We start from the raw sequence: 16,569 nt of genomic DNA on the forward strand, positions 1-16,569 counted from the left end.
CGCCGATATTATGCTGCAGCACTGTTTGTGCTGCCGATGCAAAGGTCCTCAATCAGCCTGTTAAATTCCGTCTCAATCTCGTAGACGGCCGTGAATTCCACAAAGACCCACCGTCCGAACTGTGCGAGGTTATTCACGCCCGGCACCCAATAGGCGCGCATAGTGTTGGCCTTTTCCTTAGCATTCTCCCCGCGAAGACCCTTGATCTCGACGATCAGATTGAGCGGCTCGGGCCCGCCGTCATCGAACTGCACGATGAAGTCCGGCAGATACTTCCGAGGCGTGGATCCGGCCAGATAAGGCACCTCCAAGCCAAGGTTCTGGTTCTTGACGTAGGCGCGCACGCGCGGATGCGCCTCTGCAACCCGGCAGAACTCGGCCTCCCAGTCGCTGTCACAAACAACCCAATTCACGTGACATTTGCGAGGATCGGTCTGCCAGCGCGTTTCCTTCGAGGTCGTGAAATTGACGTGTGCGGTGGAGCCTGTGGGATTGTAGGCGTCGAGGATCGCTTTGACCGGGTGCTCGCCCGACAGCGTCTCAGTGATTGCAGCCTTGATGCGCTCGGCCGCCATGTCGGCGATCTCCTTGTAAAGGAGTTGCGCCGGATAGGTGCCGCCAGAGCACTTGAGATAGCCGCCTTCGAGCCATTGCCGCGTGATCCGCTTCAATTGGCCGAACAGGTGGAGCTTGGGCTCCTCGCCGGGATCTCGATACTTGTTATAGAGAAGGTGACGGGCCAGGTGGAACAGGATCGTGGACGAGCGCATGTCTTCGAGATGTGCGATCGTCAGATCGACGCCTTCGCCGATAATGCCCTGATTTTTTGTGATCGATGGCCCAACCAGTTCCGGCGTCAGGTGCAGCACGTGGTCGAGGCCGAAGGCTGCCTCGAGCCGCTCGTCAGGAAGCTCGACCCGATAGCCCTCGACACGCGGAAAGGTGATTTCGAGCGGATCGCGATCCGGCCTCACGGCATGGACGCGAACAGTCTCCCGCGGCTTGGCCGGCGGTGAGACGACGGGCTTCGCCGCAAAGTCGAACGGGATGCCGAGCACGTCCGCGTATTCGACATTGAACAGGCTGTCCTCATTGAGATCATAGGACTGGCGGCGCAGGCCGCGGCCGACGACCTGCTCGCATAGGAGCTGCGTCCCGAAGGCGCGGACGCCGAGAATGTGCGTGACCGTGTTGGCGTCCCAGCCCTCCGTGAGCATCGACACGGAGACGACGCAGCGGATCTGTTCGCCGAGCCGGCCCTTCTTGCCAACGGTGTTCATGACCTCGCGGAGGAGCGTCGCGTCGTCGATCGTGTCACCTGCACGAATATCGCCGGTGCGCTCGACGATCTCGCGGCGGAAACGCTCGATCTCGTCGGCGGCCATCTCGCGGAAATCCTTGTCGAGAGCCTCGCCAGATTCGAGCTGCGCCGAATCGATTAGGATTGTATTCGGGCGCGCGAGCCGGTTACCGAAATCATCGTAGTTGCGGAACAGTGCGAGGCGGCCGTTCTCGAGAGTCGCCGAGTCGTCGTCGTTCTCGCGATGAAAGCCGGAGATGTATTTGTAGATAAGTTCCGAAGTCGAGGTGTTGTTGCAGACCACAATGAAGACCGGCGGAACACCGATCCCCTCGCGCTCCCAGAGCTCGAATGTCTTCTGATGATGGCCATAAAGGGCTTCGAGCGCCGTCAGGAGCTCCGCCGGCAGGCTCAGGGGATCGAGCGACTTTCCAGAAGCTCCGCGCCCCTTCTTCGGCAGCTTCTTGCCGATGTGGTCCCACAGATTCCGGAACTTCGGCGTGTCACCCCCCGGCACATTATCGGCGACCGGGACCCGTGGCAGCTTGACGATGCCGCACTCGATTGCGTCCATGAGCGAGAAGTCACTCATCGTCCAGGGAAACAGCGTCCCTTCGACATAGCCCGAACCGCGCAGGAAGAAGGGCGTGGCCGAGAGATCGTAGACGATCGACAGGCCGAGCTTGCGCTTCACCGCTTCGAGCCCGGAAATCCACATCCGGGCTGCCTCGTTGTTCGCCTTCGCTTCGTCCTTTTCCTCGCCCTTCAGGTCCTCCTCGGCCGCATCCCTCACGCGCTCTCGATAGCAGTGATGCGCCTCATCGTTCAGCACGACGATGTTCTTCATACCCATCAGCTCGGGCATGACGCGCTGGAGCATCTGACCCTCGGTCTCGAGTGTCTGCAGCTTCTCGCCGCGCCAGCCTTCGATTGCGTTGCGCGTGCCCTTCGCGACCTCCATGCGCTCGCGCAGCTTGAACGCGTGATAATTCGTGATGACGATCTTCGCGCGATCGATGTCGGCGAGCATGTCCGGCGGAACGATCTCGCGATGTCGATAGTAGCTCTCCGGATCGTTCGGCAGAAGCACCCGCAGCCGATCCCTGATCGTGATACCGGGCGCGACGATCAGGAAGCCGCGCGAGAAGTGCCTGCTATTCGGGTGACGGACGGCATTAACGGTCTGCCACGCGATCAGCATCGCCATGACGGTGGTTTTGCCGGCGCCGGTGGCGAGTTTCAGGGCAATGCGCAGGAGTTCCGGGTTAGCCTGTGCGTTTGCGTTCTTGATGTGCGCCCAGAACTTGGAGGCCCGCGGGCCGAGCTTCGGCGCAACCTCAGTCAGCCAGATCGCCGTTTCGACTGCCTCGATCTGGCAGAAGAATGGACGAATGCCTTGGAACTCGTGGTGGCGCCAGTGCTTCAGGAGACGGGCAGTCTCCGGCGTCACGAGCCACTGGTCCGGGTTCGGCAGGTTGCGCCAGATCTCGACGTGAGTCCGGATCTCGTTGATGATCGGGGTTGGGTTGTATTCCTGCTCGTCGGACGATAGCCCCGCACTATCCTCGAAGACCATCTGGGCCTGCGCGCGCGCCTGCCTGCGCTTCTTCGGCTTGGGAACAGGCGTGATGAGGTCGGAGCGGCGGCGTGCCTCGATGATCTGATTGGTTGGCTGCCCGTCCGCGTCTAGTTCCCAGTGGCGGCCAGGATACGCGTACGGCGAATTCAGAATCGGCCGCTCGAAAAACTGCTCCGTCATGCCCCACGCTCCCCAGTCTTGTCTCTTGCGGACAAGTTCTCATTGAGGAGAATCGTTACTCAATTACACGCCGGACGCCAAGACTGCGGCATATCAATGATTTGCCGCATACGTTAGGGAATGTCGCTTTGGGCGAAAGTCTGGTCTGGCGAAGTCCAGAGCGGATCTGACTCGCGTATCTCAGCGGAACACCTTGGTCTGGTGTTGGTGCCCAGGAGAGGGCGTGAAGGATCGAGTACATCCAAGCACTTGGGGAAACCTGGGGGATGGACTTCGACTCGTATTTCCCCGTACCGTCTCACGCCCGCTCCCCCAGCTTTTGTTCATAGCTACAGTCGCTCATGAACTGGATGCCCAACGGATGTGAGCATGCCCAATCCTTCTGGAACTTCCGTCGCCCATTTCTATTTCGTTCGCAAGGCGATGTGGGACGGCGATGGTCGAGCGGCTGAGCGATTTTCCATGAGTGATCGTCCGGATCAATTGCCCCCTTTGCTCCCACCGCAAAGGTCCATATCGGCTGGCGCGACATAAACCACGCCCGTCGTGCCAATCCCACCGAAAAGTAGCCGCGATGGATGTTCGGGTTGACTACTCCACGTCTTACCTACTGGTTTGCTTTCACGTGGCCGAGATTTCGCGGCTCATACCGTCCCACAATGGTTTCTTCCTTGCCCTGAGTGACAAGGTCATTACGGCCGAGACGATGCCTGACACTCTCGTGTACGCTCTCGTTGATGGTCGGAAGCAGATTGCCCTGAGTATCTACGGGCGCGTAAAGCCGCTCGTAAAAGGCGACCTGAAACGGCTTTCCCTCGACGCATCGAAGGGTTGGTGTCAGCATGTCTTTTGTTGACCACCCGGTCCGAGAATCGTGCCGGGGAGCCAGCGGATTGAGCTTGTTTGAATCGGGCAACATAGACCAATCTATCGCTAAACCATTCTCGCTCGCTTTCCCCGCCATCCAGACCAGTGGAATGTCGGCCAACTCGCGATCAGCGTATCCTCCTCCGACATCCGAGTGCGCTCCTGCGAACCATACCTGTTCTATACGAATTACAGCCGGAACCTGACCTGTCCAAAGAGTGGGGACAAATTCGTCCCGATGCTCATCGATGGCGAGCGCATGACAACCATGTTTCACAATCCTGGACGGCGACGTATCGTGAAAGGTGTAGTTATCTCGGGTGAATGCCCCGAGAATGGCGGTGGGAACACCTAACGCTCCCACTGTGTCCCAGACGCCTAGAAATGTGATCTCGACATCCATGTGGGTATCGGAACCGCAGGACGCACAGAAGCCCTGAGGCGTGCGATCAACCTCTTCGCGGTAGTACTTCCAAGCCCGCGTGAGGTCTCCAAGTTTCTGTCGTTTCAGCAGGCCACAGCAGCCGATAAATCCAGCAAGGCTGCGGGCCGTGAAAGCACCACGCGAGAAGCCGAAGAGAAAAATCCCGTCTCCAGGAACGTAGTTCTGGGCGAGGAACATATAGCCCGAGCGAATATTGTCATCAACGCCGAGCCCTGTTGCACCCTCAATTAGCTTCTGAGCGGCAATGCCGGTCGAGCCTACGCCACGCAAGTACAGGACCAGTTGAGGGTCGCCGCGATGCTGGGTGGCATGAATGGCGCGCGCAAGCCGGGTCACGTTTGTCTCGGCCTCTTCACTGTCGGCGCTATTCCAAGTTCCGTCGAAGCAAACAACCAGCCGCTTCATCTGATTCCTCCGAAATCCATGTCTTGCGTTCAGTAACGGCTGTCGGGTGCTAATCTGACAGTGGCTTGTTTAGATCGTCGCTCAATTGCATAAGATAGCACTCGCGACGGCGACCGAGTTCATTGCTCTGGTTCAGTTTGCATGCAGTTTCCGGCTCTTGAAGAATCGGATGAGCGCCCTCCTCGATCTTCCGCTGGCGAGCTTGGATCGGTTTGCGATTGGCACTCGTCTGCGCGAGGTCGGCCATTTGGAAGGCGCGAATACCGACGCAACGACCGAAAACGCCCCTCCGTCCAAGTGACGGTCTCTCTTGCGAAGTGGATGACGGCGGAAGCCCTTGTAGCGGGCTTCCTCGTCGCAACCATGGTGGACAGGTTGCCGGGCGGGAATATGGCTCTCGCCCTCCCGGGCAACACGCTGCCAGCCAGAGCCATTCTTGTTGTTCTGGTCCTTGCTCTAGCCCAGTCTCGGAAGCAAACGTCAACCCTGCGGTGTCTCTGATCGAAAGTATTGTGGGCTTGCTGCCAAGTCGAGAGTTCGCCGCATTCATCATTGCCCAACGGCTTGGCGCTCTGCCTGCACTGGCGTTGATAAGATGGTTGCTGGCTCCCAAGTTGTGCGATTCCGGGCAAAACTGAGCACCTGTGGCTTGATCTGACAATCTGTCCTGGTCTTTCCAACCCCAAGCGTTGCTGGCATCAGCGAGTTTGCCGTTCTCCTCTGGTTCTCACAGGAAGCACTCAATCTGCGCCCTGTGGCCGCGCGCCTTCCAGACCTTCTGTGGGAATAGTAATACGCTCTCCCAACTATCTCTTACGAAATGAAGCCTCCAATGTTGTCTCAGTCGTGCGAAGGATTCTCGGCACAAACCGCTCGGAGAAACCAGCTATGAAACTCCACATCACCAATGTTGCTAACTCACCAATGGGCCATGTGACGGACAACTCATCCGCGGACTCGGGGTTGGCTGAACGAGCTTCCGGAGGCTTCCCGGACTTATCCGCGGACTCCGAGTTGGCTGAACGAGCATCCGGAGACTTCTTGGTCACATGATAATGGAGTTGATCGAAATCAGGGAATACTTCACCTTTGATTATACCAGATTGGAGAAAAAACATTACGGTAAGTGCGCCCATGACTCCAACCAAGCATCTTAAACTGATAGTCGCCCAGTCTTCCAAATCCTTCCATTCTCCAACTGGCAATTTATCTATATTTTTCTGGAAATACAGCAATCGGCTAAATACAACGCCAAATAAACCAGCGGTAAATACAGCCGCAATCGGCAAAGATGGCGACATTTTGATTAATATTCTGTTATCGGGATTTGCTGACATACCCAGCATTCGCAAAACCTGAGAGCTTATACTTTGTTCTGATACAATGCTGGTAACTAGATGGGCATGGGTGAATAAGAAACATGCAAGAGCAAAAATGCCAACAATAGTTATACGCCAACGCGCTTTTTGCTGGACAGGAATAGAATGCAGCCTCTTCAAGTATTCCCAATGCAAACTCTCGTAACAGCGAACAGCTAACGCTCTTAGCGGAGCTTCACAACCCTGTTTACACTTTGGAGGCCCCTCCTTTGTCTCTACGCACTGGCTTGCCAATACATTCAACTCAGCCTCTAGTGTCGGAACTGATTTCACGCCTTGGTTAGTAAGCAAGTTTATGACTCGCCTCAAGTCTCCCAGTAATTCGTCAGCAGGGATTATCCGTGCAAGCTCGGATTCCAAATGATACGCGTCCGCCCACGCTTCTTCGATGGATGTCGATTCGGCTTTATTAGCCCATTTTTCATAAAAGTTGTCGAGCCTTTCCCGTGTAAGCGACATTATTGCCTGTTGCCGCCGAGAGAGAGGAATATTACCTTCTTCCGAGTAATATTCCTCATAGTGGTTTGCTCTAAGTCTAAGGTTTACTATAAAGGCGCGCAACCTAATATCGTCAAAAAGTATTTCTTTAAATGAACGGAATAATGGCCAAATACGGAATACTCGATCCGAATTGACCTCTTTCTTTGTGGGACTTGGATTGTCTCTGAGTTTGTGCCTATGTGCATCCGGCTCAAGCGAGATGCTCCGTGGTGTAGACCCGTTGCTCGCGGCTTCACTCGCCTCCGGCATCGTTCCCTCCATCCACAAGCTATGGAATTTCCTGACCGACGACAGTGATGTTAACATACACCGTCCGTAGCATTCTGTTGAGGGCGGAAATCATCACGACAACGCAATACGTTGAGTAAATCTGAGGGGCGATTTTGCGCTCGCATCAGCCCGTGAAATCTCGCGTCCACTCCCCCAGCCTTTGCACTCCCTCTTCGTTTCGCTGTTAGGCAACTCTCTGTCGAAAGCGGTTGGCTGACAGCCCATTTGCGAGGGCTAAAACGAGGCTTGTTGCGGGCGCGGGATTGTCCCATTTCCTTTCGATTGCCGAACTCACGCTAAGCGAATGCTCTGCGCTGGCTCCAGAAGCGACGTGATCTTAAGAACTCGATCTGGCGGGAAACCTCAGACAGTGGCGATGCACAGGCGACGAGGACCGAAGTCGAGATGGACCTGGACAAGGTGGTGTTTGTGCCGGTGGCCAAGGGCGGCTCCCGGTCCGATTCAGTTGCCTGCCGCAACAACCTGGACTACATCATCGGAGCGAAAGAGCGCAGAAGAGCGGGTCAAGAACTATCGTGAGGCGCTCGCGAGACTGTCACGAATTCCGCCGATACACGAAGCAGGAGCTATCTGAGATTTCGCGAGAGGTGCTGGCGCGCGAGATTGACGATCCTTTTCGAACACGCCCCCCGTTCTCCCCCGTCGCCTCGCATTAGATGCGCTGTCCCTGGTGCTACTCGATGAGGTTCTTGAGCCTGCTATCCAGGCGCACGTGACATGGAGACCCGCATGTTCGGTCGCACCGTTCGAGCATTGCTTTAAACTCATTGCATTGCGAAAACACCTAGAGTTACTCGAATCCTTATAGGCCATATCTACGAAGTAGTTGCGCCTGCAAGTCTGGTGGAGATATACAACGCACGAGAATTTCTACCCGGCTACGACTCCAGCCTCTCTTCCTATCTAAGAAGGACCCATGTTTGGAAGCATTAACGGTCAGTCGGACTACCTCGTGAGATGACGAAAGTCGTTCCGCTTCGCTGATTGCCTGACGCATATCTTCCTGCATGCGTGCCCTTACCGCATCTTTGCCTCTCTGCCCTGCCAAGTCTAGCGCATAACTGTACGCCCTTTTGACATCGCGGGAATAATCGAAGGTCTGTCCAGACGCTATGCGCGAAACTGAAAAGCCACCGTTGTTTGTGCTGATCTCTATATTCCGGTGATTAACTATGATTTGACCGGCAGGAGGAGTTGAAGTGCACGATGCGGGACAGTCCCCACCTTCCCATGAGGCTGTACAACTCGCTTCGCAACCGGCAATCCATGTTTCTGCTCCAAAATTACACACCTGGGCGCTTGCTGCCGCCAGCCACGAAAGGACAATTGTGCTCGCGAGTACGATACGTGTCGCCAGTTCTCTCATTGTAATCTGTTCCCTTTGGTCGATTAAATTCTAGCGAGCAGTCTCACGAGGACGGAAGGCTAACGACTACTATGAGCGTAATGACATACTTACTCGCAAGATTTTCAGCCATCTGAATTGTCAGTTCCCGAAGATGGAAATCTGGGACATATGAATCCTCAAACTTGTGCTGACTTCTTCTTAAATGGACTAACCGCTGCTTTTCACCTCCAGCAGAATACTCCCTTAGCCACCTTTCTCGTCTCATGTCTAAAACCTCTTTCCCGTCAAGGTCGATAGATACGGCTTTGGCGAGATCGACGGAACTTGTGACATCTCTTGTCGTGTGGCCCTCGCCGTTCGTGTGGAAGTCAATTTCCTGAACATGAACCCATACATCTAGGTTCACAGTTGAGATGCTTCTTGATCCGAACACCGAGGATGCAGACGTAACCAACGCATCTGGGGGAATCTTGCACTCTCTGTTCTTGTTGGCGACACTGGAGTTTGAAGCATCCCCACTCGACTCCGTACAGCGTCCTCGAACTCTCTCAGGAAGAATGCCGACTCGGTAAATGCCTGCGTGGAGTACGCCATTATGTCGACGAAACTCCTGGGCCACGATAGGTTCTAATTGTCCTTTGGAAGCGAACACATTGGTGAGTTGCCCCTCGATCACCTTACGGAGCTTGTTGTCATCCTCTCCAAGTGCAGCGATGAGCGCGGGCTCCGTGCCAAACGCACGGTGAATTTCCCGAAGTAGTGCGGGGCTGTTCCAAACAGCTTTAAGCAACCACCCAGTAAGCACTAATGATGGAATTGCGATAACGCCCGACCAGAAACGAGCGTCTTTGTAGAATGGTTTCTTTAAGTCATCGGTAATTTTCGCGACCTGTGCTCCAAGCGACTTCAGAGATTCCTGTGCGCTTTCTAGGTCTGTTTTAATGGGTTCAATCTCTGCCGCTGCAATGCGCCGAGATTCGATGAGAACTTGGGCTAAATCCTCATTCACTGAAACCCCCATCGTCTCCTATCTTGATTTCGCACCTGCTTAAAGGCTTTTGGCAATGCTGAAGGAGAGCAAAGGCTTTTGGCAATACCCGAAGGAGTGCTCGATAAGAATAGCTCGAGTATTAAATTATTCTGCGAATCCGCCGGGCGACCAACTACCGATTTAGACTAATCTATGCACCGCAGGTTGTATGACTCGTATGCCCAGAGTAATAGCCCAGCGTACGGCTTGTACATTGTGTTGTAAGCAGTACGCTAGGACCAACCTCTATCAACGTACACGAGTCCATTCGGATGATAGCTATGCCGACCGGTGCTCGTTGAAGCCGCACGTCGCTGGCTCGATGTTCAGCGGACCATTAGCGAGAACCCGATACACGCTCGACGGTCCTACCTTGAGTGTCTTGGCGATGTTCGCAGGGCTGAACCCTTCCTTTTTCAAGCGGATGATCTCCGCGGTCTGATGCCATGCAACTCGCACTCTCACTGGAATTTCTCTTCTGAGCCTTCCGGATTCCGGCTGCTTCAACGGCGTATTCGTTCCGTGACGGATGTGGTGGTTTCGTTCTTCGCGCTCGTGGGTCGGCGTTACCGGGTGGCCGATATCGCTTCAGATATCGACTGGTTGATCGATATGTCTGGCCTCGATGTGCCGCACGCGATCAAGAACGATCACGAACTCGACGCTTTGATCTCGGCCCGGGCGACCCAAACCCGCCTCCTGGTGCATCTGAAGCAATGACGACTTTCTGAGTTTTCGGTTCAAAATGCCAATAGATCCTGCCCTTGTGTCATAGACTGACACCCGATCTGGACCCCTTCAGATCTGTGCCAATGACATGGCATCTGAGAATTGGCAGGCCCGTGGGGACGATTCGTGAGCCTAGTGGCACAAGTTGTCACGACGCATTTCCCTATCATGACGAAGTCCAACCGGCCGATAAGTTGTATGAAGCAAGGTCCGGTTTACTGGACCCGCTATAATCGTCGTTGGTTGGCCCGATCGCAGACATCGGGGCTTGATCCGAGAGCCCCGTGGATCAGCTATCCCTGAAAACCCGTATACCGGCGGTGCATATCCTCTCCGGCTGTCCGCACTAATTCCCACTCCGCTGAGGAGAGCCCAAAATTCTCCTGAGCATACCGGCACAAATTGGAGCCCGGCGCTAACTTATATGGCGACATCATGCCCCAAACACGATGGAGACCTGTGTAGGTCGTCATCTGTCCTGGCTCTCGCATACCGAAGAGAAGACCACACGACAGTCGATTTGAACGTCCCCGGTAGGCAGCCTCTATGTCGAGGTGTGGAATGTCATCCTCCAGCCGGATTGATAGCTCCCCAAACAACTGTTCCAAAGGAAGATCAGACACCCCATTCATCCGAGCGCTACTTGCCGCGAGACCGACAGCATACCCTGCGGTGAAGTCATCTGTCGCGAACCGGAGGGCTGCCTTCAGCGGTCCTAACTGATGGTCCTCTCTTTCAAAGCGTGCCTTTTGATCACGAATTGCATTGGCGGCTATCATGGCCCCCAAACTAACGGCAGTGTCGGTATCCTCACCAACCAATGTTTTCTGAGAGGCAGATCTGTCGGATGTTTGTGAACGCGGATGATTCGGGGCAAGGTTAATCCGAGATCTTACTGAATTGCCTGCCCCATTCTCTCGCTTTCGCCCAAACCAACCAAACATTGTCTCCCCCGAGATGACAGCCCTGGCACACGAGCAACCTAAGCAGTTTCACGTCCAGGATGCTAGTCCGGCGGACTGGCAACTATAATGCGAGATCTGCTTACCTAGTTGGCTCCGGTGAGTTGGTCCTCGCCATCCTCTGCTTTCGCAGCAGCCTCGGCCTCTTTTTTCGCGATAAGTTCGGCAAGCCGCAAGGCAACCACCGCCTCCGCTTCATAATGAGGTGGAACAACAACGTCGATCATCGGGCGACGCGGATCACTCTTCCATTTCATGGCCGCTCCATCAGATCCCTTGCGCTTTCCCTTTTCGAATAGGTCGCGATATCGAAATGGAGATATCCCCATAAACGGCTGAAACGAGACCTTATTGGTCTCACTCGGGTCATCGATCTGAATCGAGTCGCTATGCAGTTTCTCGGCATAGCTTTTTGGATATGGCTCCAGATAGACTACCCTCTTGATGCCACTCGCAACGATGTGTTTCGCACAGAGGTGACAGGGGAACGTCGTTGAGTACAGGGTCGCCCCTCGAACTGAGGTGCCATTTCGGGCCGCGTCACAAATGGCAGACATTTCCGCATGAATGATTCTCCCGAATTCGATGATGTCCATGACACGGGAATCGCGGTAGCGCCTCCCGTCATCCTTGCTGAGCAACTTCTCCACGACTGCCTTAGCCTCTTTGAGATCCAGCAACTCGTCGCTTAAGAACTTATCGCTGAGCAGGCGGGAGACAATCTCCGCGAATATCTCGACCTTGTTCAGTTCATTAGGGTCGTATCCAACTCTGATGTCGCGGCTATCCAGCGGATCTCCTGTCCAGTAAGTGCCTCCCCCGGCTTTTGGAACTTCGTTTGATCCTACGCTGATAACCTCTCCTGTTGCCGAGAATATCGCGGCTCCCACTTGGCGTGACAAATCATTCGACCGCAGCGAAGCTGACTTGGCCAAGTACATGCCGTATTCTTCGCGCGTCGGCGATATTTCATTGCTCCCAAAGAGCGCATCTATAAATCTTTGGATCGAAGCCGTTGCAGCCTCACGATTGCTCGAATCGACGAAAACGTCACCGAGTGGAAACGCGTTGCTGATATTTTGGCCGTAGTCCTCGTCTTCCTTACTATCTCTCTCCATGAGGGCTTCCGCCCCTTTCCGCGCCTCTTTCTCGTCCTTGGTTCCCCTGGACCGCATCTTGAGTTGGGCAACGAGGTAGTCCTCGCGCTTCTTGGGATCGCCGTAAATGGACACCTGAATGTATTGCCGACCAAAAACTGCGCGTAAAAGACGAGTCTCCTCGGGCGTTTTTAATTGGCGGATGATATAGGCAGTGGGACGGCTCTCGGAACTATGTTTCTCGGACCTAAGTCTCTTGATCGCAACAATTCCGAGCGCAGCCAATATGTCATTTGCGCCGTATTTCTTCCTTAGATCATTAGCATAACGTATCTTCGAGTCATAATTTTTGGCCATGTCGGTGTCATCAATAGTGACATCCGATTTCAGTTCCAGCATAAGGCCCGTAAGACGGACTAACTCCTCTTTGTAGTTAAAACTCCTTAGGGCGTCCGCGATCGCAGTCTGGATATAATCCAGATCAACACCAATTGGCCCTACCAGCCCGAACACCAAATCGGGAAAATCGATGGGCGGAGCGAAATTTACTTTCATTGTGGAACTTTCCGCTTCCTTAGCGATTCTGGCTTGAGGTAGTTGGGCCGTGCGTTACGGTCTGCACGATTCGTGCACTAAGGGGGACAGGCATGCGACAAGGAGCGGCATTCTCGCCGGGCTGGCTTAGAACCGAAATTGAAACCTCCCTTCGGCAGGTGGCTGACAAGCCGTACATTCCTGCACAGGTGATGGAGTCCTTTAAACGGGCTGAGAACGCAATCAAGCATTCTGACAGCTTGCAACGTTCACAGGGCGACAATCGTCGTTCTGAGAAGATAGCATAATCCCCATTCGGCACTCCGCTGCCAACATTCTTCCACTAGCTCAATGCCATGCGGCGTGCATCGCCGCGTGGCTTACACAGAATACCACCACCTCATCGTCCAAGAGGTAAAGGATCTCTCGGATCAATTCTGTCTCGCGAAAAGCCAGCCATAGGCTGAAGCGAACGTAGACGTGAGAGTAGAACTGCTACACTATCGTAGCACACGCCACTAACGACTCTCTGCGATCGACAGCGGGTTGTCAGCCAGAATCCTATAGACGCTCGATCGTCCGACTTTCAGCATCCTCGCAATGTCAGCCGGGCTCTTCCCTTCCCTCTTGAGGCGAACAATCTCATCGGTCTGACGAAGCGCGACAGGAACACGCCCGCGAAACTTCCCTTCTTTTTGTGCCTTGCGGATTCCGACAGCCTGCCTCTCAAGCATTACTTCTCGTTCCCACTGAACGATCGAGCCGATGAGATTTGTAAGTAAGCGACCGTTTGGCGTCGCCGTGTCTACGCCCATGTCCAGAATGCGGAGCGAAACCTTCTTGGCATCCAAGTGCTGAATGATCTGCCAGAGGTGGGGAACAGACCGAGCCAGTCTTGAAAGGGTTGTTACGCAGAGGGTGTCACCATCCCTAACCCAATCCAGGGCCTGATCGAGAACAGGTCGTTGGCCCACCGAGGAGGTCTCCTCGATGAACAGCTTCTCGCAGCCTAATTTCCTAAGGGCCTCGATCTGATGCTCCAAACCGGCCTTCTGGTCATTGGTTGACGTGCGAGCAAGCCCAACGAGCATGTAGTTCTCCAAGTGCGTTTTGGGACAACTTGATGGGAATTGCCAAGCTTGTCAAATGGGACTACTCGTGTGGGATAGTTCCGGCCGCAAATGGGAGTTCCCACACGCCCTTGGTCTGTGGGACGGGCGAACAGCCCTCCGGCCCAGTTCAAGGTCCAGTCCACTGGACCTTCGAGGCCGCACGCGCGGAAACTCTTTCAGAGTCTTGAACCACCTCCACTAGGTTGCTCAAACACGCCTGCGCTCGTGAGACTGGTCGGTGACACCTACCGTCCATTCTAAATACGTGCATGGAACGAAGGTGTAGTTCCCAAAATCGATGCCGATCCCTGGAATGCGTTACCTGCGCCAGCCGGTGTGCCTTCCGACTTTCTCGGCGCATTCTCTCCACCTGTCCTCGGCGGATGTATGTCATGGAGTGCGAGACGGCGATCTCATCGCCCCGCGACTTCGGGAAGTGGCGCACTGCCGTTCGAAATGTGATTGACCACAACAGGAGGCGGACCAACTGGTGGCGAGATGTCGGCCTGTGGGCGTGGCTCTCAGCGGACGGTTGGATCAGAGGCGTCGTCAGCCTGGGCGCGATGACCGAGGATGAGTTCGTGAGTGCCGTTGGCCGACGCTGGCCCACCGTGCTGCGGTATATTGAGCCGCCGGGGCTGCGAAATGAGATCATCGCCGTCGTACGACCGGGAGTAATCTGCCCTGGAACTTCATCAGGACGATATCAGTCGATCCGGACAGCGATCTGGCCTCGCAAGGCGGCGCAGCGCATGATCTCGCAACCAACGGCCGGTCGCCTTCGGGTCTGGGACGATCCCATGCCGGTTCTCGTTTGATCTGGCGACTGTTCGTCTAAACATGCTTTAGGAGAATTGTGCCCCTGCGGCTAATAGAGGAGATCCTACGCAGTTTGCATTCCGCATATCGCAGTCTGCGATTAGCAGAAGTATATCTTAAACAGAGCGGCATCGCCCTGTTGAACAAACCGAAAGTCATAGCCGATGAGAACCATGCGATCATTGCGGATCGGCTCAATCTCATAGTCACCCGGACACTGCTGCTTGCACCACACGCGGCGATGGTGGAACTGCCGTTCGAAAAGTTCATCCCCAAGATGCTCACGCGAGAGGCCCGTGCATGTGACCACGTTCGGGGTAGCGGCTCGGCGAGCCGGTGTGATGAACCCCGATTTGAGGCCCAGAACCGCAGCATGCTGGTGCAGCCGGGCCAGGAAGGCGGGCGGTATCCACGGTAGCGTAGTTATGATTTCCCGGTATCGCATGGATATCCTCTTCTGATGATGAGGTATTTATCCCCGATGTTCGGGAGTCAGACGCGAGAGATCGATACGCCTCTTCGCTTCATTTCTGTGCTGACGGTCGGGCTGCTCGTTATCCCGACCGTTACCCTTTAGGCCGCCCCAAACCAGTACTCGCCAGAGCAAATACAAGACCATAAGTAATTGTCGTTTTGGGTCACAAGAACGCTCGCCTTGCGAATTAGATCGGAACGAGCCTGAGCAGCATTCGATGAGTAGAGCAGATTGTTTCTCAAAACACTGAGGAACTACGGTTCTTGTCGCAGCCATGCATCGAATGTCACTCCTCGGGAGTATCGTACCGTTCAGTCCAGACGACATACAGCATCAGCATCAGGGAAAGAGCCCAAGCAATATAAGCGCGTCTTGCTTCGGCAGCACTGATCATGCCAATCGAAGTTGGCGTATCAGGTACACCCTTCGTGTACGCGTGCACTACCGAGAACAACGTTGGATGCGACCACTCGCTGAGTGTTGAATACATCAACCTCGCTTTACCCTCGTCATCGCCTAGCTTTGTAAGAGCACGCTGGAGCGATTTGATCAGTTCTGCTGTCGAAATTGCGGGCGTTTTTTGTCCATACTTTGCTACGGCAGCTTCGGTATGCGCCTGATTAGGATCAGGGTCTTCAGCAAATAAGCGTCTGCGCTGCTCTGAAGAATTATCCAGATCAACCAAAACAGCTTCCAATGCGTCTAAATCGCCGCTCAGTTCCTCGGCACGGTCGAGTATGTACGTTGTATATGCTGCTTGCTCGAAAAAGGCACGGGCTATGATAAGGGACGAGGTCAATCGCTCGTTTTCAAGGAGAATGATGCAGTCATCGAATAGATCAACGGCTCTCGAAAGGCTTCGAATAATCCTATTTGTGACGATCTGATCAAACCGGCTGCTTACATCCGCTTCGGCCATCATTCGTACTAGGTCCCGTCGCGCATCTCTTGCGGCTGTGATTCGCTCCTTATTCTGTTGTGCATCAAACATTGAAAGAGTCCCCTCAGGAGTGGCCTACAGGATCATTTCCGCCACGCGGTGGTGTTGCCTCGGGCATTATCCCATTGCAGCAGGCCAGCAAACACGGCGTGTAATCGGAATACCTACCCGAGGCTGCGTATCGCGAATAGCTGATCAAATATGTTTTCTACCTCCTTGAACCTGCGCTCCGCCTCGGCCCGTCGGTCCGGCGGATGTCCATCCGGGTGGAGCTTCCTCCGGTAGGCGGTCCGAACCGCCGCGAGGACGAACTCAGGGCAGTTCTCATCCAGGCCGACCCGCCGGTAAAGCGGGTTCGGCCGCCTCTCGGTCGCACGCCTCGACGCGTCCCAAGATCAAATCCGAGTACGCTCCTCGACCAGAAGTTTTATGATCGCGATCGCGCGATCCCGCTCGCCCTTGGCCGTCATGAGAGCCTCGAACACGATTGCGATCGTGTCCTCGGCGGTGTGATGGTCCTCGATGTGGAATCCGCTGTAGTCAGCAGGGCTCCTCATCCACTCGCAGAGTGCGGCA

At 54.9% G+C, this 16,569-nt stretch carries 13 protein-coding genes; 3 read left to right on the forward strand and 10 right to left on the reverse strand.

Annotated features, from left to right (window positions below):
- Positions 1 to 8 precede the first annotated feature (8 nt).
- Entirely contained in the window at positions 9 to 3,059 is a 3,051-nt protein-coding gene (locus BN1233_RS00645) for a BPTD_3080 family restriction endonuclease (RefSeq protein ID WP_046861596.1), read from the reverse strand.
- Positions 3,060 to 3,666: 607 nt separating this feature from the next.
- Positions 3,667 to 4,776, reverse strand: coding sequence for a DUF2235 domain-containing protein (locus tag BN1233_RS00650; RefSeq protein ID WP_048708971.1), 1,110 nt, complete (start codon positions 4,774 to 4,776; stop codon positions 3,667 to 3,669).
- A 169-nt stretch (positions 4,777 to 4,945) separates the two neighbouring features.
- Between BN1233_RS00650 and BN1233_RS50445 the strand changes: the two genes are divergently transcribed.
- Positions 4,946 to 5,077, forward strand: a complete 132-nt coding sequence (locus BN1233_RS50445) for a hypothetical protein (RefSeq protein WP_280139438.1) — start codon at positions 4,946 to 4,948, stop codon at positions 5,075 to 5,077.
- A 505-nt stretch (positions 5,078 to 5,582) separates the two neighbouring features.
- On the opposite strand, the gene BN1233_RS46560 is transcribed toward BN1233_RS50445, so the two are convergent.
- Complete coding sequence (locus BN1233_RS46560) at positions 5,583 to 6,905, reverse strand: hypothetical protein (protein WP_147706913.1); 1,323 nt, start codon at positions 6,903 to 6,905, stop codon at positions 5,583 to 5,585.
- A 426-nt stretch (positions 6,906 to 7,331) separates the two neighbouring features.
- On the opposite strand from BN1233_RS46560, the gene BN1233_RS50450 reads away from it, so the two are divergent.
- On the forward strand, positions 7,332 to 7,466 hold the full coding sequence (locus BN1233_RS50450) for a hypothetical protein (protein ID WP_280139437.1): 135 nt from the start codon (positions 7,332 to 7,334) through the stop codon (positions 7,464 to 7,466).
- Positions 7,467 to 8,356: 890 nt separating this feature from the next.
- Here the strand turns inward: BN1233_RS50450 and BN1233_RS00660 are convergent.
- Entirely contained in the window at positions 8,357 to 9,316 is a 960-nt protein-coding gene (locus tag BN1233_RS00660; protein WP_046861598.1) for a hypothetical protein, read from the reverse strand.
- A 288-nt stretch (positions 9,317 to 9,604) separates the two neighbouring features.
- Complete coding sequence (locus BN1233_RS50915; RefSeq protein WP_425311665.1) at positions 9,605 to 9,790, reverse strand: helix-turn-helix domain-containing protein; 186 nt, start codon at positions 9,788 to 9,790, stop codon at positions 9,605 to 9,607.
- 57 nt (positions 9,791 to 9,847) lie between these two features.
- Between BN1233_RS50915 and BN1233_RS50920 the strand changes: the two genes are divergently transcribed.
- Complete coding sequence (locus tag BN1233_RS50920; RefSeq protein ID WP_048708969.1) at positions 9,848 to 10,045, forward strand: hypothetical protein; 198 nt, start codon at positions 9,848 to 9,850, stop codon at positions 10,043 to 10,045.
- 1,057 nt (positions 10,046 to 11,102) lie between these two features.
- Here BN1233_RS50920 and BN1233_RS00680 read toward each other — a convergent pair.
- The 5 genes from BN1233_RS00680 to BN1233_RS46570 all read right to left on the reverse strand — a co-directional run bounded on the left by BN1233_RS00680 (position 11,103) and on the right by BN1233_RS46570 (position 16,550).
- Entirely contained in the window at positions 11,103 to 12,668 is a 1,566-nt protein-coding gene (locus BN1233_RS00680; RefSeq protein WP_046861602.1) for an anti-phage dCTP deaminase, read from the reverse strand.
- 497 nt (positions 12,669 to 13,165) lie between these two features.
- Positions 13,166 to 13,738, reverse strand: a complete 573-nt coding sequence (locus BN1233_RS00685; RefSeq protein WP_046861603.1) for a recombinase family protein — start codon at positions 13,736 to 13,738, stop codon at positions 13,166 to 13,168.
- Positions 13,739 to 14,678: 940 nt separating this feature from the next.
- Positions 14,679 to 15,023, reverse strand: a complete 345-nt coding sequence (locus BN1233_RS00695; protein ID WP_046861605.1) for a hypothetical protein — start codon at positions 15,021 to 15,023, stop codon at positions 14,679 to 14,681.
- A gap of 316 nt (positions 15,024 to 15,339) precedes the next feature.
- Positions 15,340 to 15,975, reverse strand: a complete 636-nt coding sequence (locus BN1233_RS00700) for a DUF5677 domain-containing protein (protein ID WP_048708965.1) — start codon at positions 15,973 to 15,975, stop codon at positions 15,340 to 15,342.
- A gap of 413 nt (positions 15,976 to 16,388) precedes the next feature.
- The gene (locus BN1233_RS46570) at positions 16,389 to 16,550 is read right to left on the reverse strand and encodes a hypothetical protein (RefSeq protein ID WP_154678246.1); all 162 of its coding nucleotides are present in this window, start codon (positions 16,548 to 16,550) and stop codon (positions 16,389 to 16,391) included.
- Positions 16,551 to 16,569: the final 19 nt, after the last annotated feature.

The sequence above is a fragment of the Microvirga massiliensis genome, assembly GCF_001006805.1.
Taxonomy (GTDB): Bacteria; Pseudomonadota; Alphaproteobacteria; order Rhizobiales; family Beijerinckiaceae; genus Microvirga; species Microvirga massiliensis.